This window comes from Rhizobium sp. BG4 (assembly GCF_016864575.1).
Lineage (GTDB): Bacteria > Pseudomonadota > Alphaproteobacteria > Rhizobiales > Rhizobiaceae > Rhizobium.
This window is the reverse complement of sequence record NZ_CP044127.1, coordinates 756,640-780,668: the sequence shown is the minus strand read 5'-3', so window position 1 is coordinate 780,668 and position 24,029 is coordinate 756,640. Positions and strand designations below refer to the sequence as shown.

Below are 24,029 nucleotides of genomic sequence, written 5' to 3'. Positions count from 1 at the left end.
TAGGCCGCCTCAAAAAGTCCTGAAAATTTGCCACGGTATCCGGGGGCAACGGGCACCACCTTGGACGCCAGTTCGGTCGCAAGAGGCGCTGCCTCTACAGGAGCGCTTCTATTTAAGACGCGGGCAAGGTCTTCCCCATCGTCGTCGATCGAATTCGGGAATAATCCGGATACACTCGCCGACGAATTGAAGGTGATGCTAGGACACCCCCGCGGAAAGATAATCTGAGATATCATATTACTTTTCAAACGCAGTGCACGGTGCGTGTTCTGTGGATATTTACGGTTCGTGCACCGGCTGTTCGCTCGTATTTTGAAAAAGTATTGTTTAGCACAAGCTTGTTGCTGATGTTCTTATATCGTTCCACAGAAATCGATGGCATCGCGCTTGCGATGCGTTCGCTATCGTTTCTCGCCGCACCGATGATAAACTCTTGTCGTGCTGCTCGATCAGCATGACATCTGCCCGCTTTTCTCTTTTCTCAGGACCTCCCGGCAGCAGCACTGTTCCGGCTTGGCTAACTTGCACGCGGGTAATGGCGACGCAGGCCTCATTTAGGAGGAGGTCATCGTTTTTTCCCTGCAGTCCGGCGATGACCTCACCTAAGTTTGCGACGTGGCGATTGCAGCCCCGTTATCGCGTGGGGGTGCTCGTTTGACCTAACCCTCGCCGGGCAGTTCTCACGTATAAAAAAGCCACCGTGGCGGGCGATGCGACGGTGGCCTTTTTGGCTAATTGCAGTCAGCCTTGAACGTGCGTGCTGGGTCAAAGCGATGACGTTCACGGCACAAACGAGTTGGGCCTTGTCAGGTTCCATCAAGACGAAAAATTAGCGCCAGTGTTTCCACCCGCGCTAAATTGGAACATCCATTGGCAGTGCCACCCGACAGGATGCGGGATAAAAATGGCGGTCAGCCATACGCGCGACGAGAGAACCTGCGAGGGGCCTTGCTTTCGTAGAGGGATTGCCCGAGTAGGAGCTGTCTTGACGTCATCAGGCCGTCCAACTGTCGTGCTCGACCAGACTCCGAGCCACTTTAGACGCCGCTGAGGACGACCTGGGAGGATAAAACGGACGATGGCTCGCATTAAGCTCATCGCCGATATGGCTGAAGCGGAACTGGGGGTTATCGGCCGCGTTTCTTGCATCATAGTGAGCACAGAGTGGATCGGACGTGCACCAAAATTCCGGACGCGAGGTGCAGAAGCGCGATTTGATGGAGGCCTTCGAAGCTGCCTTGGGAAGAAGCAAAGCGTCGAAGACCTGGCAACTGCCACCGCAGCCTTGATTGCGCCGATCTAAGGCGGCCCAACTGACTAGGCTCGTTCTGCTGAGCAAACCGCGCGCTTTCTTTGATAGTCTCAAGAGGATGACACATGAGCAAGATCACCTATCATGTCGCAGAGCACGACGGAGGTTTCGCGTATCGACTAGGCGAGGTGTGGTCCGAGTCCTTTGCCGACCATGACGCGGCGCTTGCCGCGGCAAGATCTGCTGCAGAGCGACAGCACCTGGAAGGCCGCGACGCCGAGATTTCATATCAGCTTGCGGACGGACGCTGGCAGACCGAGCATGCATCTGGCGGAGACCGTCCGGAGACCGACGTCGTCGATGATGCAGCGGAGAAGTCGGCATGAGAACGCTGGTCGGTTCCTGCTCTTGTGGCGATGTGAAGGTTGCTGTGCGCGGCGAACCCCTGCGCACCGGCATCTGTCATTGCACCGACTGTCGTCAAGAAAGCGGATCGGCGTTCACGTTCTTCGGCGTCTGGCCCGCGAGCGGGTTCGAATTGAAAGGCGAAACACGTGAGTTTCGCGGTCGATCATTTTGCCCAAAATGCGGGTCGCGGCTGTTCTCGGCCAACGAACGGGAGGCCGAGGTCAAGCTCGGCGTTCTGTCCGACGCGCCGACGCCGCTAAGGCCTACATACGAACTTTGGGTAAAGCGCCGGGAACCCTGGCTAGCGCCGATCGCGGGGGCAGAGCAATATGACGAAGATCGACCATAACCGGTAGTGTGCGTAGGACAAGGATCGATCATCGTGGCTTCCAGTTGCTGGACAAGATCACTTGTTTTCGGAAGCGAGTTCGCCCGGCTTGAAGCTTCCCGGCTCGTTTGAACGGATTGCGTCCGAGGAAGTCTCGCTTCCGTCCGGCGGTACGACCCCGCCACCATGGTCCGAAGACCACGTCTGTGGTGTCCCGCTCGATTTCGACCGGTGGGCCTCTTCGGCCTCGCGCCAATGTCGCTCGTGCTGGCCTTCAGGGCGACCTTCGTCCTCCCACCGCTTGTATGCGTCCTTTCGAATGTCGTCGTCCATGATTGCCTCCTGTGGCTTATGATTGGCGGCCTGCTCCTGCGCCTTCAGGCGAGCCTTTTCGAACGTTCCCTCATCTCGTGGCGCCGTCGACGCTCTTCGGCCAGCGCTTCACGGCGGGTGAATTCGTACACTCGCTCGCAGCGAGCCGATTGGCCGCGTCGTGGCATTCCTGCTTTTGCTAATTCCGTCCGTCATGGTTGCGTTCTCCGGGAGAGTAACGCGCCAACGAGCGGATCGATCAGTCCGATCGCGTTCTGAGCTCGCCTTCTTGCCGAGTTGGATCGATTTTTCTACGGGAATCGCCGGTCCAACCAACAGACAGCTTCACGGCGTTTTTCTCTTCGCGTTGTAGCGCGCTTCGTGATCCTGTCCGCCGGCTACCTGGGCGCGGCCTCTCCGATGTCTTTCCATGGTCGTCCTCATTACCGCCCAAAAACGGCGTCGATTGAAATTCCCGTTTGTGGCCAGCAATCGTGCCCTAGCGCCGTTGGGCCCGTGGAAGCATCATCGCGTTGATTATCAGGTTAAGGAACGCTTCAGAAATATCTGCAGTGTAGGGGTAGCCCTCTGAAAACAAAACATATCTTTGCGTGAGAAGAAGTGAAATGGATCTTAGTTTCCGTCATCCCTTTCCTCAAGGTGTAGGACTGCTTTTTAGTTTGCATGGGCTTTCATCATCGGGCCTTACGGTTTGCATGCGACTTTCAACTGTTCTGACGGCTACCTCGCAACAGTGCCTGGAGCATGGGGCCTGGCTGGAAGGAGCGATGCCGCGCTCGAAGGGTGAGGCTGCGCAGGTATCCACCCGGCGAGTTTATCCGCTCTGCGCCTTCAAGAATGCACGCCGTGACGATTGCCGCCCCTTCGGCACCCATAGCGAGGACCGCATCCTGATAGGCCGAACGACTGATGCCAAGCATGGTGCGCACGATCTCTGTTGCAGCAGCGAGATCCTGCCAGTTTCGGACGGCTCCGTTCGGGCCGTAGGAGTTCACTTGCGGGCATGCCTTCAAGACAGCGCCGAGATTGACCGCTGACGTTGTATATTCTCCGCCTCCCATCTGAGTGACGAAGGTCTCCGGACCTGACTGCTGGATTTCTTCGTGGTGATTTGCGGCTTCAATTTCAAAAAGGGATTCTGGATCTGAATCCTGTATGTGGCGCTCACCCTGCGATTCATTGGCGCCTGTATTTTGTGCTTTTACATGAGTTTCCAATTGGTTGACGACACCGGAGCGAATATCTTCGAGCTGACGCAATGCAGTTTCGACCTCCAGGAGAGTGGCCTGGCGAGGCAATCCATCGACAACGCGGCGGAACGCCCCAAAAAGCGATGTCCAGTCACCGGGGACTTCCTCGAGCGTAGCTGCAGCAATCAGTTTGCCGATATCACGGCGGCAGATTGAAAGACGTTCCTTGGCAAGGCGAAGGTGTTCCCGCTCGAGGCGCAGACGTTCGGCGACAGCTTCGATCTCATCGGCGCGGGCAAGCAGCGGGGCCAGGTTGAACCCGAAGGCCTCATCGATTTCCCCACCCTTTCCCCGCCGGGCATAGCGCTTTCCATTGGGACTGTCCTTGCGGGCAATCAATCCGGCGTCAACGAGCATAGCCAGATGCCGGCGTAGGGTCGCTGGCGTCATGCCCCGGGCCCGGATTGAGAGCTGAACATTCGACGGAAACACAACGAGGGAGGCACTGCCGGACAGGTCATCATCAGGCAAAAACGTCAGCAAGGCATCAAGAACCGTCAGCGCCCGGTCGCTCACGCAGAGATCACGGCGTGCCTCGCAGACCGATCTGAAGAGCTTCCACTTGTTGCGCCGGTGGTCCTTTGGCAAGGTACCGGCCTTGTGCTGTGCCAACATCATGGCAAGCGTCATCGGCCGCCGCCCAACAGGCGTCGTCACATATGTCGTATCCATTTTTCTTTCACCTACGTTGAGGCAAAAGAAATCCGCTCACCAAAATGGCGCCAAGACTCTTGACTGTGATTCGGGGAAATGCGATTCTTGATTTGCTTAAGATCGAGAAGGGCTTCCACGACGGCGACGTTTGGGGGCCTTTTTCTTTTGCGCGTTACGCTCCTTGTTGCTGTTGGTATTCGGCGAAGAGCTGCGAAAGCCTCTCCTGCACAAATCGGTCGAATCCAGGTGCGGCCTTGTTGTTGAAGACAAAGGTGGCACTCTTTGCTGACGTCTTCAGGGTGACGGGCAGGCCTGGAATTTCTGCCTTGGTAGCGGCCGAAACAGTACGCTGCTCCTTGTTTTGTGCAATTTCGAGAGCTCTTTGGAACCGTTCCGGACTGCTCAAGGCACGCCAGTTGTCCGCGGACAACTCGGTCGCAATGGTCTCGCAATTGCTTGGGGTCAGTCTTTCTGCCAGCTCTGCCCAGCGTCGCCGGCCGACATCTGGAGCAGCGCCGATTGCCGTAAGGACGGCCATCGGAACCTGAGAAATGACCGACATCATCTTGGACAGCGCAGCCTTGTCGACGCCGAGAGACGCCATGATTACGTCGCGACCGAAGCCGCGTTCCTCCAGGCGTGCAGCAAACAATGCCCGCTCGATGAATGACAGGTTGGTGCGGGCGCTGTTTTCCTGTCCTTGGCTGACCACCAGCTGTTCGTCGGTCAGTTCGCGAATGACGGCACGGACCTTGATGCCGAGCATCCGCGTTGCCGCCAAACGACGATGACCATAGGCAACCTGGTATCTCGATCTGGCCCCGGGATGCGGCCTGAGCAGAACCGGAACCTGCTGCCCGTGTTCGCGAATCTGCTCGACGAGTTGTGCAAGTTCAACGGGATCGATTTCAAGTCGATCGGCAACGAATGAGGCGTCAACGAGAGCCGGATCAATCTCGACGATTGTCTGTCCCTGTGCCAGCTGCCTTTCAAGGTCGGTGGCGCGCTCCATCTTCTCGGTTATGTTTCCGAGGGTTTTTGTAATGCCCCCGACAGGTGAGCCTGAGCGGACCGTCGGAGCAAGGCCGGCCAATGGCCGGCTGTCACGATGAGGTGCCGGTTCGGGGCGTTCCCCGTTCGGGCTCGAAATCTCAAGCAGGTTCTTTCTCGACATTCACTTACCTCCTTCCCCAGGTCGACCGGATGTGGGCCTCGATTTCGCTATTGACGAGATTGAGGGAATCCAGTGCGCGATCGTAGGTCCCGCGGGTAAATTGCGCGCGGTCCACCTCATAGAGTGTCTGCTTCGTTACGCCGGCATCGGAGACAGCCGTCGATTTGAGCATCGCATTGTGAAGCATGCGATTGCCGAAGATCGCGCGCATGAAACCGGTCATCTGGCTCTGCGGTCCATCATTGGGCTCGAAGCGGGTCACGAGATACCGCATCCAGTCGTAGCTTGTGCGGCCCCCTGCCCTTTCGACCACGGACATCAACTCGCTGGTCATCGTCAGGAACTGCGACATCGACATGACGTCGAGCATCTGGGGGTGAACGGTGATCAATACCGATGTCGCCGCGCAAAGGGCAGACATCGTCAAAAATCCGAGTTGCGGCGGGCAATCGATAATCACCAGATCATAGTGGCTTTCGATGTCCGTCAGTGCTTCGCCGATACGGGCAAAGAACATCGTCTCGGCGTTGCCCGATGCCATAGCGCGCGGCGTCTCGTGCTCGAATTCCATCAGTTCGAGATTGCCCGGAATAAGATGGAGGTTCGGCGTATAGGTCGCGCGCACGATTTCGGCGATTGGCCGCGGATCCTCGTAGCGGATAGCGCCATGGAGGGTTTCCCCCTCGCCGACATCCAACTCAGGCTGATGACCAAACAGCGCCGACATCGACGCTTGCGGGTCGAGGTCGATCGCCAGAACACGGTAACCTCTCAGTGCCAGATATTGCGCCAGATGCGCGGCGGTGGTTGTCTTGCCCGATCCGCCCTTGAAGTTCATGACCGAAACGACCTGGAGTTTTTCGGAGGCCTTGCGGGCAGGAATATATTTGGTGTTGCCGTTGCGCTGGTCGAGCGCATGGCGAATACGATCCATGTCCTCGGCGCTGTAGAGGCGGCGGCCATTGGCCAGGGGATCGGGGCCGTGGCCCTCGGCTGCAATCTGGCGCAGGTAGCCCTCGCCGATGCCGATGAAGCTTGCCGCTTCGGCCGGCGAGAATGTCCGCAGGGTCTTGCGTGCCAGCGGCGAAAAGATCTTCGCCTGGTGCTGCTGAAGCTGGTATGAGAGTTCCTGCGCATCTGTTGCCAGAAGCGAGGGGAGGTGCTCTTGATCATCCTGAAGGGCGAGACTCGGCTGCATAGTGTTTTTCCAATCAACTGCGCAAATGTTCGAATAGGGTGGAAAACTGCGCAGTTAGAGTATGCTCCGATTCGTTACCAATTTACAAACGCTTAACCATGACCTGTGGAGAGCCGATTTGATGGGCCTTTCGGGCCAAGAAACGGTGTTCGCCACGCCCTGATTTGCGAGTTGTCCGCGGACAACTCGGCGGGTTGTCCGCGGCCCCCGTGAAGCGGAAACTCTGCGACAGGTCCGTTCCAGCCGGCGCCAGCGGCGATGCACCCCGTTCATCAATGTTGCGGTGGGCCGCGAGACCCCTGTCCAGTCGCCTTGCAGAAAGGGCCGGTCCCACACGGGCGGCGAACGCTGGTGCCAGGCATGGCGAGCATGCCAGTCAGGATCAACGATTTTGCCGCTGAGCTTGTAGTCAGTTCTGCCCGGCGGTCGGCAGGAACTTTTCAACTGCATTGGGTTGGTCCTGTCGTGGCCGATGTGTGGCGCTGAGTGCTGTGCGTCGCGACGTCGGCGCGGCGGTGCGGCTCTCACCCGCGGCCTTGTCCCACGAAATTGATAGGCGGCGACAGCACATCGCATCATTCGAACCTGGAGCCTTACAGCTTCAAACGGGCACCGCTCTCGCCGCTCCGTCAATGTTCCGGATTGTGGTGCGCAGTCCAATTTGAGATGCGTCCCAGAAGGGCTTCCAGTCAGACAGTATGACAATGGTTGGTGGCGGCGCCTTGCGTGGGGTAGCCACCTAAAGATGGTGAAGATAAGCCGCGCCAACGATCTCCATCACGCGCTGGATGCCGCAGCGGTCCGTGTCAATCGCCAGCAAGGGATTGGGAGCGACGCATCCCAGCGTCAGGCGATTGCGAACGCGCGACCTTAATGAGACGACGGTTCGCGTTGGGAGTTTTGTATCGAGGCGGATAGGTGATTGCGCGGCTTGTTTTCTACCAGCCGGCCAACCCGCCCCTGTGGCAAACCTCGGCTAGCGCTCTGAGCTTGCTGTAAGAAGGTCACGCTCGAAACGGTCCCGGCACCTTGCGAAGCCGACATGTCGGGAAGATTGCTCACTCGTTCCCACGCTTTCGAGCGCTGGTGGACCGTCAGCGCCGATGCCCACCCGCCAAGATGTAAAGCAGCACAACAGTTGTCCGCGGACAACTCCGGTGCCCCAATGCTTGCGCTCATCTTGCCGATGCGACACCCACAAAAGGCCGTACACATCGGCGCCACTCAGGATGCGATCTCTTCGCGCCGGCGCTTGTCAGGGTCCAGTTGCGATCGCCATGCGCGCCGAAGCTTCTTCCTGTCTCAGTCGCGTCGCCAGAGGCCGTTGACGATCGCGACGCAGCTTTTGCGACTTTCCTGCGTCGCGCCGGAAAACAAAGGGGACGTGAGACCGGCGAGGGGGCTCCCCTGGCATCGACGCGAGGATCGGTTCGCATCAGACCAGACCGATGCTCGCAGCTGGATAGCAGATCCAGAGCCTTCCGGCGGATGCCAATGCCCGCTCGGGGTTGACGAGCTGCGCTGGACGAACATTCAGGGGAGGGGATTTGCTGCGCGGGGCGTCCGGCCTTGGAATAAGCCGCGATAGGAGATCCTGCGGCGCATCAATCCGTGATGCGATCACGGCGTGCAGCGCGGGGGCTGAGGCAGGGTCCCGCGCGTAACGTCCCGCCACGGCCCGTAAGGGGTGCCTCGGCACGGGGGGCTGCGGCTTGATTCATGCTGCTCCGAAGCATCACGTCAATCTGCTGGTGCCCGGCAGGCCGCCCCGTCGCCCTTATCCCTGCCCGGTCGGTTCGAATGCCAAGGACATGCCGCTTGTCATTGACAATTCCGAGGTCACTTAACTCCTGGCGGCACTGCCTCACGGGTTGCCCGCGGGAAACATCTGTCGGACGCTCGATTTTCTGCTTGGAAGGCCTCCGCCTTGGTTCGTCGATGACACTAATATCTGCCTTCTTGATCGCAACGCCGGCCGGCACCGGCCCTGTTGCTTCCCCCTGTTGATCTGCGCGCAAAGCCAATTTGGGCTAGGACTTTGCCCGGGATCTCGAACCCATTCCTCCACAGGTCTTCATTGCAGACGCCCGCGGCGAGGTCGCCATAGTCGCGTTGCGTGCCGTCCGAAGACGTCGCCCATCTTTCGCGACCGGCACCGCAATTCTGCTGACGCCATTGGGTCGGGGGCTATCCTTGGCAACGCGTGGATCGGAAATTGCGAACATTGGCCCTATGTTAGAGGCGGTTCGGCTTGATAAATCCGTCGCCAACGGGTATGTTTGCCAGGTGCCAGACTGGTTGGCCACGTGCGCCGGATGCCATGCACAGTACTCTCCAGCGATCGACTTCCAGGGCCCGGAAATAGTGGCTTCGTAGGCTGTACGGGCAGCGGAAGAAAAGGCCGATATTGCTTCCGGCACGGAAAATAATGTCATTTCTTCAGATGGTTAACAGTAGAATAATCTAGGCAGCGCAGGATCGAAATCCAGCGGTCGTGCAGGCGTGAGCTGAGAACAGCAGATGGGGATTATGCGGAGCACATTGCACTTTCGCAAAAGACCCCGGACGGTAAATAGTGGCAAGCGAGTGATGCAAACTTCCCCTGTTCCGGCTGGTTTTTTCCACCCCCTCTCGGAGCTTGCCCGTGCGCTGACGATCGAGTGGACAGAGGCGAAGTAGGGCCGTCAGCCGAGACTTCAGTCACAGGGTGAGGAGGGGGCGCCCGCACATGCGGTTTTCGCGGGCTCCCTCCGGCGAGGGGCATGCCACTCGGCTGATAGTACTGTCGGCTGTCTTATCGTGGCGCCGCCGCGACAGGGCGAAACAACACGGCGCTGTCTGCGCATAAGGTCGAGCGATGCAGCAGGTCGATCGGCCTTCTGCCGGATCCGCCGTAGACAAACTCTTCGCTCGCCCACTCCACTGACCATCGTGTTCCCGAAGGCGCCGCCAAAAGCGGATCTGCACGGCTCATGACCGGGAGATCCCGGCCCAAGTTAACGATCAGCAGTCTCTCGTCCAACGGGTCCGGGGAAAAAAACCGCAACTGGAAAGCCGACTGAGCAAGAACGCTTCCATCAACGTCGCCGTTGCCGGCTATTGCTGGCGTCTGCTGACGCAGAGCAATGAGATCCCTGTGCAACGCTATGACATGCCCGCTCGCTTCGGTCTCCGACCAGTTGAGTTTCGAGCGTTCAAAAGTGCTCGGTTGAGCCGGATCGGGCATCCGTTCGACGAAGCTATCGTCCTGCAAGCTCGGAAACTGTTTGAGGAAGTCGATCCGCCCGTTGCGCACAAGGTTCGCGAGTTCGCCCGACTGATCGGCGAAGTAAAAGAACGGACTTGAGGAGCCGAACTCCTGGCCCTGAAACAGCATCGGCGTCTGCGGACCTAAAAGGAGCAGCGCCGTCATCGCCCGGACCCTTGCGGGTGACGCAAGCTTGTCCATACGGAGGCCCACGCCGGAATTGGCGATCTGGTCGTGGTTTTGCAGAAAATGGACAAAAGCGCTGGGACGCAGGTCGAAGCCCGGCTGCCCTCGCGGCGCGTCCTGCCAATCATATCGTTGACCCTGGAAGAGATAGCCGTACTTCGCAGCAGAAACGAATTCTTGTGCGCAGCCCAGATGGTCGTGGTAATAGGCTTCATTGCGTCCGGTCAGCGCGACGGTCGCGGAGTGGTGGAAATCGTCATTCCAAAGCGCATCGAGACCGTAACCGCCCTGTTCCAGGCTGCGCACCAGACGGGTCTGCTGAGGCTCGTTCTCCGCCACGAGGTATATCGACTTGCCTTCGCCGGCTCGGCGCGCCTCCCGGGCAATCACCTCCAATATATGCTCGTCGCCTTCATCGAAGAGCGCCTGTGTCGCATCCAATCGCAAACCATCGAAATGAAATTCATCGATCCAATAGGCAGCATTTTTCGCGAAATATTCGCGCGCACCGGCACTGTTGGGACCGTCGAAATTGATCGAGCTGCCCCACTCGTTGGCGTAGCGATCCGTGAAGTAGTCCGGCGAAAAATCCTTAAACCGGTCGCCGGCACCAAAATGGTTATAGACGACATCCAGAATAACCCCAATTCCGTGTTTGTGGGCCGTCTCGACGAAGAAGCGCAAGTCATCGGGCGATCCGTATAGGCGTGTCGGGGCATAGGCCAGAACGCCGTCATAGCCCCATCCGAACGATCCGCAAAATTCATTGACCGGCATCAGCTCCAGGCAGGTGATGCCGAGTTCTTTGAGGAAGGGAAGCTTCTCGGCCGCTGCCCGATAGCTTCCCTCAGCCGTGAACGTTCCAATATGCATTTCATAGAGCACCTGACCGCCTGGGCTGAGGCCCGTCCATTCGTGATCATGCCAGTCAAAGTCTCCCGGATCGACGACCATCGATGGACCGGTGGGCCCGTCGGGTTGAAACCGCGACGCCGGATCTGGGGCAAGTTGGTCACAGCTTCCCAGCTTGAAGCGGTAAAGGGCGCCCGGCCTGAGGTTATCGACTTCGATTTGGAAGTAACCGTCATGCTGACGACGCATGTCGAACGTCTGTCCCTCGTCAAGCACAATTGTCATGCTGTCCTGTGCCGGTGCCCATACGCGAAAGGACACGCACGCGCCGATCGGTTCAGCGCCGATCGGATATCGCCGGTTTTCCCCGATCTTTTCGTTACCTGCCAAGACGTCTTGATTGGCGCTCATGTTTCACCCTCCAACAATGGACCACGAGCATCAGACAGCCATGCGCGGGCGTTGGTCGTAACCATGTTGCCCGGTCATTGTTCCATTCGCCTAGGTTCGCATGACAAGAATGGCAAAAGCCTCATATGGCTGGAGTTCGACGACACCGGCTAACCGTGTGACGGGCGCATAATTGCTGATCAGGCATTGACCGGAGACGAGCAGCTCTTCCGGCAGTTCGACGGTTATGATGCGGGCGGAAAAACTGGCGACCACCACCATGAACTCGTCGCCGAGCCTGCGCGAATAGACGAATACATCAGGGTGATGGTCCAAGTAGGACTGGTAGCGCCCGTGTACGACGATGGGACTGTTTTTCCTAAGCGCGATCAGCTTGCGATAGTGGTTCCAGATGGAGTGTTCATCAGAAATAGCCTGTTCCGCGTTGATCACCGTGTAGTTCTCATTGATTTCAATCCAGGGGATGCCAGTGGTGAAGCCGGCATTGGCCTCAGGCGCCCACTGCATCGGCGTGCGGGCATTGTCCCGGCCATTTTCGTTGGCACCCTTGATGAAGTCTTCGGGCGAAAGGCCGGCTTCCAGGTGCAGACGGTGCATGTTGAGGGTTTCGATGTCCCGATACTGCTCGATCTTGGAAAACGGCACGTTGGTCATGCCGATTTCCTCGCCCTGGTAGATAAAGGGCGTTCCTTTCATCAGATGCAGAACCGTTGCCAGCATCTTGGCCGACTCGACCGGATAGCCTTTGACGTCTCCATACTTCGACACAGCCCGCGGCAGATCGTGATTGCCCCAGAAAAGGGAATTCCAACCGTCGTCGGCTAGCGCATATTGCCATTTGTTCAAAACGGATTTCAGCCTGATCAGATCGAACGGCCGCGAGCGCCACTTGCCGTAGACTTCATCCCATTGCTGCGTCACATGCTCGAACTGGAAAACCATCGAAAGTTCATTGCGGTTCCGGCCGGAGTAAAGAAGTGCGGAGCCGGGTGTTGCGCTCCATGCTTCGCCCACAGTCAATATATCGCGATCCGCAAAGGTCTGGCGGCGCATTTCCTGCAGATAGGTGTGCAAATGCGGTCCGTCTGTGATGACTTCGCGATCCACCTGCTTGCCGATATAATCGATGACGTCCATGCGGAAGCCCGCAATGCCGCGGTCAAGCCACCAGTTCATCATCTTGTAGATCTCGTTACGGACTTGCGGATTTTCCCAGTTCAGGTCGGGCTGCCGCCGTGAGAAGAGATGAAGATAGTATTCGCCGGTTGCGGGATCGAGTGTCCAGGCGGGGCCCCCAAAGGACGAGGTCAGGGAATTCGGGGCAGTCCCATCGGGGCGGGGCTTTCTCCAGATGTAGAAATCACGGAAGCGATTATCGACCGATTTTCTCGCTTCAACAAACCATGGGTGTTCATCAGAGGTGTGGTTGACGACCAGATCCAGTACGATGCCGATGCCGCGTCGCCGCGCCTCACTGACGAGACGGTCGAAATCTGCGAGCGTGCCATATTCCGGGGCGATGTCGGTGTAGTTGGAGATGTCATAGCCGTTGTCGTCCATCGGCGACGTGTAGATCGGGGAAAGCCATATGATCTCGATACCCAGTGTCTTGAGATATTCGAGCTTGGAAATGATGCCGCCGAGATCGCCGACGCCGTCACCATTGCTATCGGCAAAGCTGCGTGGATAAATCTGGTAGATTGTCTTGCGTTCCCACCACCTGTCGGTCCGTTTGCTGTCGTCGGCCATGGAAGATCCCCGCGGTGTCAGAGTGATTGCTGAACAAAGATCAGACGCGAAGAAGGTTCCGGCTATTCCGGCAAAACCTTGCCCACCGCTTTGCCGCCAGCATTCTTTATGCGCGATCGCATAAACGGGTCTATCTCAAGAACCGACGAAGGTCCCACCTTGCATCTGCGGTCAAAAAGGAACGTCTCTAACGATGCCGGGCGGCGATCTCACGGTTGGCCACGTCGGCATGGCCCAGCGATTTAGCTCCCCCTGTTTCTTCGAGCAGCAGGCGAAGCTCGCAAGCGCGAGTTGGAAAAACTCCCGAGGCGAGCTCCGGCCGCTGCGTCAAATATTCCACGAACTCGATAACGAGTGACCGAAGTGAAGCGTCGGCGATGGAGGTGAAGGCAGACAACAAGTCTTCTGAGGAATGAAAAGCGTCGGAGAACCGTGAAACTGATGCGTCACCGAGGGCGCCTACGAACATTGCATCGCCAAAAAGCCATTCGGGAGCCACCGCTAGGCACCTGGCGATCTGGAGGAGCCGTACCGGGCTCAGTTTGTTGCGTCCCGTCTCATACTTTTGAATTTGCTGATAGGTGATGCCAATGCAGTTGCCGAGCTGCGTCTGCGACAGACCTAGACGCCGTCGCTGCGCGCGCATCCGCGATCCAATGACCGCGTCAAATTCTTCCGGTTTGCTTTTCGTCAATTTCGCTCCGGTTGCTTCGGGTGGTTGACGGTACTTGGTAGGAGCGACTTGTAAAACCTCTCCGGCGAGGCGGCAACGACCATACCGTCAGCATCGGCAATTTCGATACGATGGCCATTAACCTTCTGGCCTCCGCGAATTTTCTCCGCCATCAGATCCCTAGCGCTCGCCCTTGCTTCTTCGAAGGCAAGTTCGACAGTTTCGAATTCGGTACCGTCTGGGTCGACCGCAGCTCATCGCCATTCGATGTTCAGAAAAACCGCAAGCCTGCGTCTTAATCGCATCAGGCCCACGGCGATGGGGGCCTGGAACCTAATGGCTGTTCTTGTGGCTCTGCTGGCCCGGCTTGACGTGTTGCTCATGCGAGCCACCCTGCTTGTCAGCCGATTTGCCTTCGGAAGGCGATGACTTCGTCGTCGAAGCCTGCTTTGAACTCGACTTGCTCTGAGCAGCCCTTACGTGCTGTTCGTGCGATCCGCCTTGATTTGCCATGGTGTTCCGCAGGTCGATCGAGCACCGTACCTCAGCGCCACTTCGGGTTCTGAGATCGGTGTCTGGCCGCGCTGTCGGTGAAGTGCTCCTGCAGTCGATCGGTGGACCAACGAATTCAATGCCTTTCCGCTTGCAGAGCGCCGCAAGCTTCTGCTGGTCGTCCGGGGTGAATGGCACCTGCGGCGGAATTTCCGCTCGCTCAGTGGACACAGAGGCCGCACGGCGCGTCCCTGTCGTGCCGCTATTAGAGTGCAATGACGGACGAAGTTTGCTGGCTGCAGCACTTTCCGCAATGGGCATCGCATTGCAGTCAGCATTTGGTCGTTGGACCGGCGATCCGGACAGGGCAACTCGTTCCGGTCCTGAGCGACTGGGACATCGCGACGCTGGTCCATGCAGTCTATCCTGCCAATCGTCACATCGCCGTCAAGGTCAGGATGTTCGTGTCCTTCCTCGTCAATCATCTCTCCGGTGATCCGGACCTGCGACGAGAAAAAGCTAGGCCCGGCCAGCTCAAGTGCCGACCTCAATCTCGCTGCGGCTTTGCTAGAACCGCCCGCTGGCCGTCCACTCGTTAAACAGGACGGCCTCGACAAAAACCAACGCGCGATGGGATGAGGCTGAGTGGTCTATTTCCAATCGTCAAGAAGGTCGTTCGGGAAGCGGATCTGTGGCGGTTTTGTTGAGGCGCGTTTACACCTCTTGCTCCGGCGCTATCCGCGCTTCGTTTCAACATCGACGCGCAATCTTGCTTGGCTCGATGCCCCCTGGCGGAACTGGACCGCGATTGAACCGTTTCTCCGCAAGAGAGTGCGGGGGCGTCAAATTGACATTCAGCAATATAAGTTTTGGGAAGCCCTCACGTTCAGTGTGGCCGATCGCTTTCTTATGCTTCATGTCATCTTGCGGCGCCGCGGCAGCGGCGGAAGGAAACGGCACCGGGGCGTCCGAAGCCTTGTTTTTGGTTCAGATCATGATCCTCGTCGTGGTCGGCAGACTCCTGGGCGAGGTGATGGTGCGATTGGGGCAACCCTCGATCATGGGTCAGATCATCGGAGGAATTCTCCTTGGTCCTTCCATCTTCGCGGTGATTGCACCGGGCGCACACACGGCACTCTTTCCGGATGGTGAAGCGCAGAAGGCGATGGCTGATGCTGTTGCCCAGCTTGGCATCCTATTTTTGTTGCTGCTCGCGGGCATGGAAACCGACCTTGGCCTAGCCCTAAAGCTTCGTCGCGCGGCTGCAGGCGTCTCGCTCACAGGCATCGTTTTGCCGTTCGCATTGGGCTTTGCTCTTGGTGAGCTCGTGCCAGCTACGCTGCTCCCTGATCCTGACGCGCGTCTTGTCACCTCGCTGTTTCTCGGTACTGCCTTGTCTATCTCATCGGTGAAGATCGTTGCATCAGTTGTCCGAGAGATGGATTTCATGCGCCGCAACGTCGGCCAACTGATCGTGGCGTCTGCCATCATCGACGATACGGTTGGTTGGGTCATCATCGCAGTGACATTCAGTATCGCGCAAAGCGGGCACGTTGACCTCACAACATTGGCGAAGAGTGTGGTCGGTACCGTCGCTTTTATGGCTTTGAGCTTCACAGTCGGCCGACGCATCGTTTTTGAAATCATTCGCTGGACGAACGACAAATTCAAAAGCGATCTGCCGGTCTTAAGCGCCATTATTGCGATTATGGGCACAATGGCGATCATCACCAATGCCATAGGCGTTCACACCGTGCTCGGGGCGTTTGTCGCGGGCATTCTGGTAGGGCAATCTCCTATCCTCACCAAGCAGATCGAAGGTCAGTTACGGGGGTTGACGACGGCACTGTTCATGCCGGTCTTCTTCGGACTGACGGGCCTCAGCACGGATCTCAGCGTGCTTGGAGAGCCCTCGATCGCTCTCCTCGCTGCCGGCCTGATCGTCATCGCAAGTGTCGGGAAGTTTGCGGGTGCATTCGCGGGCGCTAAGGTCAGCGGCTTCACTAACGCGGAGGCAATTGCACTCGGATGTGGCATGAACGCACGCGGATCGACAGAGGTGATCGTCGCCTCGATTGGCCTTTCTGTTGGCGTGCTGGACGAGCGGTTGTTCTCGGTGATTGTTGCCATGGCGGTTGTCACAACGATGGCCATGCCACCGACATTACGCTGGGCGCTAAAGAGACTGCCGATGCGGGACGACGAGAGAAACCGGCTGGAGCTTGAATCTTTCGAAGACACCAGCTTCCTATCGGATTTCGAGCGCGTTCTGCTTGTCACCGATGAGTCATCCAGCAGCGATCTGGCTTCCCGGGTGGCAGGGCATTTCGCGGCGGTCAGGAATATGCCTGTCACCGTTCTGGCGGTCGATGCGCCAGATGCCGACGCCGCCAAGGCAGAGCAATCGTCGAAGGCTGGCGATCGCGCAAAACTCGTCAGCGATCGCGTTCGCCAAATCGCCGGCGGCGCTGTGGAAGCCGCCTCTGAAGAAGGAGCTGAGGTCAGATCCGACATCCACGTGTCGATCAGAGAGCGGGATGGCAAGTTGGAAGATGTCCTCGCTGACACGGCAGAGAAGGGCCATGACATGATGTTCGTCGGCATCGAGCCGACGACGTCAGAAGGTGGCGGCTACAGCGAGTATCTTTCGACCATGATTGAAGCATTCGAAGGTACGACCGCTCTCGTCGCATCAAGAGGAAGAGTTCCAGCGGAGGATACCGAGCTCAGAATTCTTGTTCCCGTCAGCGGAACAGAGCGCTCCATGAAGTCTGCCGAGTTCGCATGCGTCATAGCAAAGGCGAGTGGTGCCGCGATATCCGCTGTCTATTTCCAGGAGCCTGGGCAAGCGGCGTCGCCGTCCAGGGTAAGCGACACCGGCAATATTCACCACTCTGCTTTCCAGCGCATCGATCAGATTGCGGGCTTCTACGATGTCGATGTGGAGAAAGTGGTTTCGCATGGTTCCTCCCCTGAGCTGGCGATCCTTGCTCATGCGAGAAAGGGCCGGTTCAATCTAATTGTTCTAGGGGTAAGCAAGCGTGCAGGCTCAATTCTTTCTTACGGAACAATAGCAGACACTTTGCTGGAGACCGCCGATCGATCCTTTGTATTCATAGAGACATAAGGGAAGGGCGCTCCATTGGCGTTTTAGAAAAGCCAGCCGAGGTCATTCGATAGTTCTAAAAGTAAGAAGGGTCGCGGAAACCCGACGCTTCGACCGAAACTTGAGCCGATCTTAATGATTTCCTTCTCCGCAGGCCTGATCCCGTGGCGTGGCATCGCCCTTACCGGCATGGGTCCGAGGTGCGCCCTTGGCATTTGACCTATCCTTGCACTTCCTTATGTCGGTGCCGGTCGTGCTGTTTGTCATGTATCCGTTGGTTGCCACCGGCCTCATGGTCTTGGCGGCGGTTGCTGCCAATCGATCAAGAGGCCCAGGTTTGACCGGACGAAATTCGCAGCGTTCGGTCGCTCATTCACGCGAGCGCGTCTCCGCCGGGAGGTCCCAGTTCGGACGATACGGTTCGTTCCACATCCAAATGACGAAGCAGATGCCACAAACCAGCACGCTTCCGATGACCGCCGCCACAACAATGCGGGTATCTCTCTGCACGCTTGAGTCCCTAGAAATATCATGTCGTGATGTATTCGAGGGTCGAGTATCGGTCAAGTTCTAATATCCGCCAACTTTTCAGGTGTCCCCTTAACCGTTGCGTGGCACGTCGGCGCCCGGCAAACGAAGGTTTCAATAATCGATTTGGCCGTCAAGAGTCCACAAGTTCCCTCGGGCGGACCGCCATGCCGGAGTGTCCCTAGCGAGCCTTGTCAAGGCGGGCGCTTTGGAGACAATCGCCGCTCCTGAGGCTGCAATCACGAGGTCGAAAGTCGCCTAGCCGCTTGCTGCATGCCGCTCCAGCGCGTGGCTTGCCATACGCCCCAGCGTAAGCCCCTGAACCAATATCGAGAAGACGACCACGCAGTCTGTCGTTGAGAGGAGGAGCGGCTTCCATTCGGTGTCTGGAAGCGACAGCGCCAGCGCGATCGTTATACCCACGCGCCGGCTATCGCAGGCCAGCACCACGGTCGTACTACGCTGGAAGCTATACCGACGCTTGACTGTCGCAACGGCAGATGCAGTGGCGACGAAGCGCGCGCCGACGGCAACCGGGATCGCAAGGAGCGAGACCGGAAGCTAAGCCGGGTCGAAGGCGAAGCACGGCAACTTCGATGCCGATCAACAGGGAGAGGATTGAATTGAGTATCTGATCGACCAGCGTCCAGGGGCCGAAAAGATGGCGCTGGGTCACGTCACTCAGCGCATCCTTTGGACCGCGGTTCCCTACGAGAATGTCGGCGAACACAGCGGCGAGCCAGGAGACGAAAAGCACAGCGGTTCATTGCGTAACGACCACATGTGACACGCCTGCGAAGTTCACTTGAAAAAGGGGTTGAACCGCTGGCGCTCATTGATTTATATCACGACATGATATTGCTATGACCGGAGCGTGACGTCGAGGTGTCAGATCCAATCAAACCCCGGCATCTGCCGAATGACGAGATCCTGGCGGATCGCCTGGGCCTCTCCACCAAGGAGTTCAAGCGATATCGCCTGCAGAACCTCGTTTCAGTTTCCACAGCGGACGCGGTCGGGAGCGACGGGTTTGTGGTCACCTGCCAGCTCGGTAACAGGATCTGGGAAGGGGTTATCCTAGATGGGACCGTCATCTCTGAAGAGGTCCGGTTTCTGCGCGGAAAGCGCGCCGGCAACCCGCCACCGATGGTTCGCCGCGGATCCTGATTCGACGTAAAGAAAGGAAAACAATGAAGAAGCTCGCCGGCCTCTTTGTCGCAATCTCGATCCCTCTGTCCGCCCACGCTGCGGCCAGAATGGTCTCTCAGACCGGCGACTGGGGCGTCTACTCCTTCGAAAGAGATGGAAAGCTTGTTTGCTACGCGCTTTCGGTGCCCAAGGAAGCCAGACCCTCGGAGGTCGATCACGGGAAGAACTACTTCCTGGTCGCGCCAGCGGAAAACGGCGGCAGCAACGAGCCAGAGGCCGTCCTCGGCTACGCAGTGCAGCCCGGTTCGGTACGGGTTTCCGTTGGCGAGAAGACGTTCAAGATGTTCGTAAAGGACAATACCGCCTGGGTCGCTGACGCCGCGCAGGAACCCGGACTCATCAACGCGCTTCGCTCCGGCAGTCGCATGACCTTGCAGGCGACGTCTGCACGAGGAACGCGTACTAGCTACGATTATTCTCTGTCAGGCATCACGGCTGCTTTGGAGCGGGTCGCGAGATGCAGGTGAAGCCGGGCTTAACCAATTCGAAACGAACGTGTAAGCGGGCGCCGCGAGTTCGCCAGGGAGGCGCAACGGCGGTTTACCTTTGCCCGAAAGTAGCGGTCCAATTCGTGCTTCGAGCTTTCGAACTTATGCCAAGGCGCTCTGCGTCGTGTTGGCCGACACTGTGGCGTAACCTCAAAATCCTCACATCGTATCCGCATTGAAGATACTGTTCAGGGTCCACAGTCGCCAAAATGTCGGCGCCACTTTCAAAAGTGGCCCGCCCGAAATCATTTCGGACGGGCCACGCGCGGACCGGACATCTCATCACGTCCGACCTGAACTCTAGCTGTCGGTGACTGGCGCGTCTCCTCCCGATCGCGGCAGTTCCTTCATTTTTACGAGCTGGTCGGCGCAGGCGTCGGCCGCGTTCGTGACGGTTCCGTCGATCCCCGCGATCTTCGCCCACCCACCTTCGGTGATGAAGTCGTCGCGCTGCCATGAGGACTTTGCCTGCAGCGCTTTGAGATTGTGCTCGGCGTCGTTCGCGGTAACAAAGTTATGAACGCAAATGCTTGCGACCAGATCCGCCTTGGCGTTACGGACGGCAATCTCGGTCATGACGTTCGCCCTGCCTGATGTCGTCCAGCCGCCCCAGGTGAAGCCGAGCACCATCGTCAATGCCGAGGCGCCGACGATCGACCAACCCCAAAGGGTCTTGGAAGGCCGGTATCGCGACCAGCCACTGTCGCCATTTTCCATAGCTGTTCTCCTCCATTTTATATCATGTCATGATACAAAATTGAGAGCGGAGGTCAATCACGCAATGATCAAAAAACGGTGACGCCGGTCAAGCGAGCTCGGTCACCTGTCGCAGTCGCGAGAGGGATTCGGCCAACAGCGGTTCGTTTTCGAGCATACCGTCGACATGAACCCTCGCCAGACCCTCAAGCACCTTTTCGCCCTTGTTGGTCATGCCGATCAGCACACTCCGCTTGTCGTCCTCAGCGGGTATCCGCTCCGCAAGATCAGCCGAACATATGCGGTCAACGAGCTGTACCGCGCCATGGTGATGCATCAGCATCTGTTCTGCGAGATCGCGAAGCTTGATCTGGCGGCCAGGCGCCGTGCGGACGACGAGAAGAACCTGATACTGCTGGGAGGTCACGCCAGCCTCGGCGAGCGCCGCCTCGCTGAAGGACAGGAATCGGCGCATGGCAAGCCGGAAGCCAGCAAGTCCATCATAGACTTCGTCAGCCGGGCCGGAAATCCGGCGTCCCGATCGAGGCATTCATTAGTCCTTCCAAAATGTCATGATGTGATATAAACGTCGAACCACGCCAGGAGAATGGATCGCGTGTGCGAGATGCGGAGACGGTGCAAACCACCGGCGTCGACCGATCACTCGCGGACCATATTCTTCTGATGCTGGCAAAAAGACTGTGCCTATTTCGTGACGTCGAGAAAACATTCATCATGGTTGGCAAGAGCAGGTCAGGAACGCAGCCATTTGAGACCGATCGTTTCGGCGTCCGGATCGAAGGGGATGGTACCTGGACGGTGTTCGACATCTTCACCGGCTGGCCGGCAGATTATGTCGGACGGTTTCTCGATGGATTGGACAAGGGCGTCGCCGACAGCCTTTGCGCCGTCGTAAACGCCTTGGACAAGCGCCACCGCGTGACGCCGCGCCGCTGAAACGGCTCTTTCCAGATCGATTTCAGGCCGGAAATATCCGAGCGATTGCATTTCCATCTCCTAATGCTATCTGAACCTGTCTCGAGGAAGGGGATGCCATGAGCTCGCGCTTGATTTGGTCGATATCGGTTCTGGCGCGGCGGATCTGGTTCAGGGCGACCCTGTTCTCAATCGCGGCAGTTGCCACCGCCCTGCTGGCGATCGTCGTCACGCCCTACATCCCGGCGGACTTGTCGACGAAGATCGGCGCCGACTCCGTCGATAATATCCTGGGTATCATCGCTTCGAGCATGCTCACCGTCACGACCTTCTCGCTCAGCACAATGGTCTCGGCTTACTCTGCGGCAACGAGCAACGTAACGCCGCGTGCGACCCGTCTCGTCATGGAGGACAGCACGACACAAAACGTGCTGGCGACTTTCGTCGGCTCGTTTCTGTTCAGTCTTGTCGGCATCGTCGCCCTGACGACGGGCGCATATGGCGAGCAGGGGCGGCTGGTTCTCTTCGTCGTCACGATCGGCGTCATTGTGCTCATCGTGGTGACGCTTTTGAGATGGATCGACCACCTGTCCCGGCTAGGAAGGGTGACAGAGACGACACGCCGTGTGGAGGAGGCGACGCTCGACGCCGTAAAGGCCTGGCGGAAATCCCCGAACCTCGGGGGGAAAGCCCTCGACGCAGACAGTCTCGAGCCCAGGGCCGGTGACACACCGTTTTTCACGGACGAGATCGGCTACGTGCAGCATGTTGATGCAGCGGCGCTGGCGAAAATCGCCGACGAGATAGAGTGCGACGTGGTGATCTTGGCGTTACCTGGCAAGCTTGCCTCGCCCGCCCGGCCGCTTGGATGGCTGCGTGGAGCTTTGGGCGAGGATGTTTTGGATCGGGCCGCGGCCTGCTTTTCGATCGGCGACGTCCGATCCTTCGATCAGGACCCGCGGTTCGGAGCGTCGGTACTAACTGAGATCGCGTCGCGCGCCTTGTCTCCTGCTGTCAATGATCCGGGGACCGCCATCGACGTCATCTCCCGCGCGATGCGAATCCTTTACTCCTGGCACGAAGCAATCGGCGAGGCGCCGGAGGAGGCTGTCTATCGCCGGCTCAATGTCGCGACACTGACGGCAGCCGACTTGTTCGACGACCTGTTCACGCCGATCGCCCGCGACGGCGCCGGCCTTGTCGAAGTCGGACTTCGACTTCAGAAGACCCTCGCAGCTCTTTCTAAGCTCGGCCCGCAATTCCATTCAAACGCCGTGCGCCATTCGAAGGAGGCACTCGATCGAGCGGCCGCGGTGATACACATTGACGCCGACATGGAGAGGTTGCGGGCCGCTGCTGCACCCATCATTGCTGACGGTAAACATATTTGGGCGCCGGGCGCAGAGGATTGATGGGACACGACATCAAGGTTGCCGAGCGCCGTTCAATGATTTCGCTTCTACGCAATCGATCACGACGGCAGCGTCGTCCCCGGCGACGGCTCACTGACGGCGCCGTTTCGCAGACCGGTTCGTCGATCGGCACGGTCTACCTCGCTAAGGCGTCCAGGGAACAAGTTCTCCGAGCCTAGAGGGCCACAGTCCGAGATCGTCTTGCACCGCAACTGGCAACGCGTCCCTCTGCCGCACCAGCAAGGCGTGATGGATTGCGGCTTCGAGTGGTTCCGCTTCGCCTTGATGCGGTTGGCCTCTGATTGCGAGCTCGCCGGTTGTCCTTACGTCGTCGCCTGCGACGATGATAACATGCCCCGGATAAGACGATGCGGTTCCGCTATCCACCAGGTCGAATCTTCGCATTCATTCCCCCTTGTCACTGCTTTCGGCGCCTCTCGGAGCATCCGAAGCTATTTCGGACCACACCTCTTCAATGGTCTTGCCGGCCTTTCGGAGCGCCACGATCCTGGCAATTGTGGCATAGGCCACTGGATCGCTTCGGTTGACCGCCGTTTGCCTGCACCACTGGTCGAGAAGAAGGCTCACAGCCACAAGCTCACGGGCGTCCGTCCTTTGAGCGTGCGGTTGACGATGAAGGGCAGGGCTTACGAATCCAATGACCTTAAGACCTACCGCTGCGGCTGAAAATATCATGTTGTGATACTAATTCACTTTTGGACGTGAAGGAAATGACAATACCGCGAGCGGTGTCTGCTGCTGGGAAGGCGCAAGCATTGGTAGGGCTCGGTGGAGTGTCAGTCTCCGCCGGGCAGGTCGAGCCCCACCCATCTCAGGCGACTTTGCTCGTAGACGCTTAGTGTCGGAACCAGGGAGGACGGATCGTGGAAACATCCCAGGGCGAGCGCGACGAGATCCTCCCGAAAGTCCGTCATCCAAAAAACGTCGACCCGCAGTCAAGACAGAACTTGAACTCGATCGATCTCCCGCTGTCTTGCGCCCTCGTGTAACGTCGCGAGGCTCCTGAAGCCGCCACCTCTTCCCGGTCGAAGAAGACCGCTACCCCGAATGCACTGCCAGTGCGGCGCTTGCACTCCTGGCAGTGGCATGCGGAGATCTTTACGGGGGCCGCGTTAGCCCTGATGGTAAGCTGGCCGCAGGAGCAACTGGCTTCTCGCGTCACTGTCGCTTTGGTCTGATCCTCCATATGGCCTGCGTCTTTCCCAAATCCACAGCGAGCACTATGTCGAGGTCTGTCGCCGCCGTTGCTTGTCGAGTGCATTCATGACGATGCATAGGGACTTCGATCCGCCTTCGTCCATCAGTGTTGTTGTGCGTCCGTAGTACTCCGCGGCGAGCCCGGTGAACAGATCGAAGATTGTCCAGGAGCCGTCATGTTCGCGGCGAATAGAATACCGGTCAGTGAGATAGTCGCGCATGGTCGTCG

General features: G+C 58.2%; 20 protein-coding genes and 1 pseudogene. 10 read left to right on the top strand and 11 right to left on the bottom strand.

Annotated elements, in window-relative coordinates; genetic code table 11:
* The first annotated feature begins 1,078 nt into the window (after positions 1–1,078).
* The 3 genes from F2982_RS31425 (at position 1,079) to F2982_RS31415 (ending at position 2,009) form a co-directional block, all read left to right on the top strand.
* Positions 1,079–1,303, top strand: coding sequence for a hypothetical protein (locus F2982_RS31425; protein WP_203431388.1), 225 nt, complete (start codon positions 1,079–1,081; stop codon positions 1,301–1,303).
* A gap of 74 nt (positions 1,304–1,377) precedes the next feature.
* Positions 1,378–1,638: a DUF2188 domain-containing protein gene (locus F2982_RS31420; protein ID WP_112717245.1), complete on the top strand. Its 261-nt coding sequence runs from the start codon at positions 1,378–1,380 to the stop codon at positions 1,636–1,638.
* Positions 1,635–2,009 carry a GFA family protein gene (locus F2982_RS31415; protein ID WP_203431387.1) on the top strand — a complete coding sequence of 125 codons (375 nt, stop codon included), beginning with the start codon at positions 1,635–1,637 and terminating at the stop codon, positions 2,007–2,009. Before F2982_RS31420 ends, F2982_RS31415 begins: the two co-directional genes overlap by 4 nt.
* Before the next feature lie 57 nt (positions 2,010–2,066).
* On the opposite strand, the gene F2982_RS31410 is transcribed toward F2982_RS31415, so the two are convergent.
* The 7 genes from F2982_RS31410 to F2982_RS31380 all read right to left on the bottom strand — a co-directional run bounded on the left by F2982_RS31410 (position 2,067) and on the right by F2982_RS31380 (position 13,736).
* Positions 2,067–2,321, bottom strand: a complete 255-nt coding sequence (locus tag F2982_RS31410) for a DUF2934 domain-containing protein (RefSeq protein WP_203431386.1) — start codon at positions 2,319–2,321, stop codon at positions 2,067–2,069.
* A 704-nt stretch (positions 2,322–3,025) separates the two neighbouring features.
* A complete protein-coding gene (gene repC / locus F2982_RS31405) occupies positions 3,026–4,243 on the bottom strand; it encodes a plasmid replication protein RepC (RefSeq protein WP_203431385.1) in 1,218 nt (405 codons plus the stop codon).
* 154 nt (positions 4,244–4,397) lie between these two features.
* On the bottom strand, positions 4,398–5,399 hold the full coding sequence (gene repB / locus F2982_RS31400) for a plasmid partitioning protein RepB (protein ID WP_203431384.1): 1,002 nt from the start codon (positions 5,397–5,399) through the stop codon (positions 4,398–4,400).
* Positions 5,400–5,403: 4 nt separating this feature from the next.
* The gene (repA, locus tag F2982_RS31395; RefSeq protein ID WP_112717235.1) at positions 5,404–6,597 is read right to left on the bottom strand and encodes a plasmid partitioning protein RepA; all 1,194 of its coding nucleotides are present in this window, start codon (positions 6,595–6,597) and stop codon (positions 5,404–5,406) included.
* 2,794 nt (positions 6,598–9,391) lie between these two features.
* The gene (gene treZ, locus F2982_RS31390; RefSeq protein ID WP_203431383.1) at positions 9,392–11,293 is read right to left on the bottom strand and encodes a malto-oligosyltrehalose trehalohydrolase; all 1,902 of its coding nucleotides are present in this window, start codon (positions 11,291–11,293) and stop codon (positions 9,392–9,394) included.
* A gap of 90 nt (positions 11,294–11,383) precedes the next feature.
* A complete protein-coding gene (locus tag F2982_RS31385) occupies positions 11,384–13,042 on the bottom strand; it encodes an alpha-glucosidase (protein WP_203431382.1) in 1,659 nt (552 codons plus the stop codon).
* A 187-nt stretch (positions 13,043–13,229) separates the two neighbouring features.
* Complete coding sequence (locus F2982_RS31380) at positions 13,230–13,736, bottom strand: helix-turn-helix transcriptional regulator (RefSeq protein ID WP_203431381.1); 507 nt, start codon at positions 13,734–13,736, stop codon at positions 13,230–13,232.
* Between the two features lie 746 nt (positions 13,737–14,482).
* Here F2982_RS31380 and F2982_RS31375 point away from each other — a divergent pair.
* The 4 genes from F2982_RS31375 to F2982_RS31360 all read left to right on the top strand — a co-directional run bounded on the left by F2982_RS31375 (position 14,483) and on the right by F2982_RS31360 (position 19,517).
* Complete coding sequence (locus tag F2982_RS31375) at positions 14,483–14,806, top strand: hypothetical protein (RefSeq protein ID WP_203431380.1); 324 nt, start codon at positions 14,483–14,485, stop codon at positions 14,804–14,806.
* A 290-nt stretch (positions 14,807–15,096) separates the two neighbouring features.
* Positions 15,097–17,334 (top strand): cation:proton antiporter, encoded by a 2,238-nt coding sequence (locus tag F2982_RS31370; RefSeq protein WP_246777707.1) that lies wholly within the window; start codon positions 15,097–15,099, stop codon positions 17,332–17,334.
* 1,392 nt (positions 17,335–18,726) lie between these two features.
* The gene (locus F2982_RS31365; RefSeq protein WP_246777706.1) at positions 18,727–19,008 is read left to right on the top strand and encodes a hypothetical protein; all 282 of its coding nucleotides are present in this window, start codon (positions 18,727–18,729) and stop codon (positions 19,006–19,008) included.
* Between the two features lie 23 nt (positions 19,009–19,031).
* On the top strand, positions 19,032–19,517 hold the full coding sequence (locus tag F2982_RS31360; protein ID WP_112717222.1) for an invasion associated locus B family protein: 486 nt from the start codon (positions 19,032–19,034) through the stop codon (positions 19,515–19,517).
* A gap of 321 nt (positions 19,518–19,838) precedes the next feature.
* On the opposite strand, the gene F2982_RS31355 is transcribed toward F2982_RS31360, so the two are convergent.
* Together F2982_RS31355 and F2982_RS31350 are read right to left on the bottom strand one after the other, a co-directional pair.
* The gene (locus F2982_RS31355) at positions 19,839–20,255 is read right to left on the bottom strand and encodes a hypothetical protein (RefSeq protein WP_112717220.1); all 417 of its coding nucleotides are present in this window, start codon (positions 20,253–20,255) and stop codon (positions 19,839–19,841) included.
* Positions 20,256–20,343: 88 nt separating this feature from the next.
* Positions 20,344–20,784, bottom strand: a complete 441-nt coding sequence (locus tag F2982_RS31350; protein ID WP_130279790.1) for a MarR family transcriptional regulator — start codon at positions 20,782–20,784, stop codon at positions 20,344–20,346.
* An 86-nt stretch (positions 20,785–20,870) separates the two neighbouring features.
* Between F2982_RS31350 and F2982_RS31345 the strand changes: the two genes are divergently transcribed.
* The 3 genes from F2982_RS31345 to F2982_RS31335 all read left to right on the top strand — a co-directional run bounded on the left by F2982_RS31345 (position 20,871) and on the right by F2982_RS31335 (position 23,269).
* Complete coding sequence (locus F2982_RS31345; protein WP_246777705.1) at positions 20,871–21,191, top strand: hypothetical protein; 321 nt, start codon at positions 20,871–20,873, stop codon at positions 21,189–21,191.
* A gap of 98 nt (positions 21,192–21,289) precedes the next feature.
* The gene (locus F2982_RS31340; RefSeq protein WP_203431379.1) at positions 21,290–22,582 is read left to right on the top strand and encodes a DUF2254 domain-containing protein; all 1,293 of its coding nucleotides are present in this window, start codon (positions 21,290–21,292) and stop codon (positions 22,580–22,582) included.
* A gap of 201 nt (positions 22,583–22,783) precedes the next feature.
* Positions 22,784–23,269, top strand: a complete 486-nt coding sequence (locus F2982_RS31335) for a hypothetical protein (RefSeq protein ID WP_203431378.1) — start codon at positions 22,784–22,786, stop codon at positions 23,267–23,269.
* A 110-nt stretch (positions 23,270–23,379) separates the two neighbouring features.
* Here the strand turns inward: F2982_RS31335 and F2982_RS31330 are convergent.
* Together F2982_RS31330 and F2982_RS31325 are read right to left on the bottom strand one after the other, a co-directional pair.
* A pseudogene (locus tag F2982_RS31330) lies at positions 23,380–23,765 on the bottom strand (GFA family protein).
* Between the two features lie 58 nt (positions 23,766–23,823).
* Positions 23,824–24,021, bottom strand: coding sequence for a hypothetical protein (locus tag F2982_RS31325; RefSeq protein ID WP_203431377.1), 198 nt, complete (start codon positions 24,019–24,021; stop codon positions 23,824–23,826).
* Between the last annotated feature and the right edge of the window lie 8 nt (positions 24,022–24,029).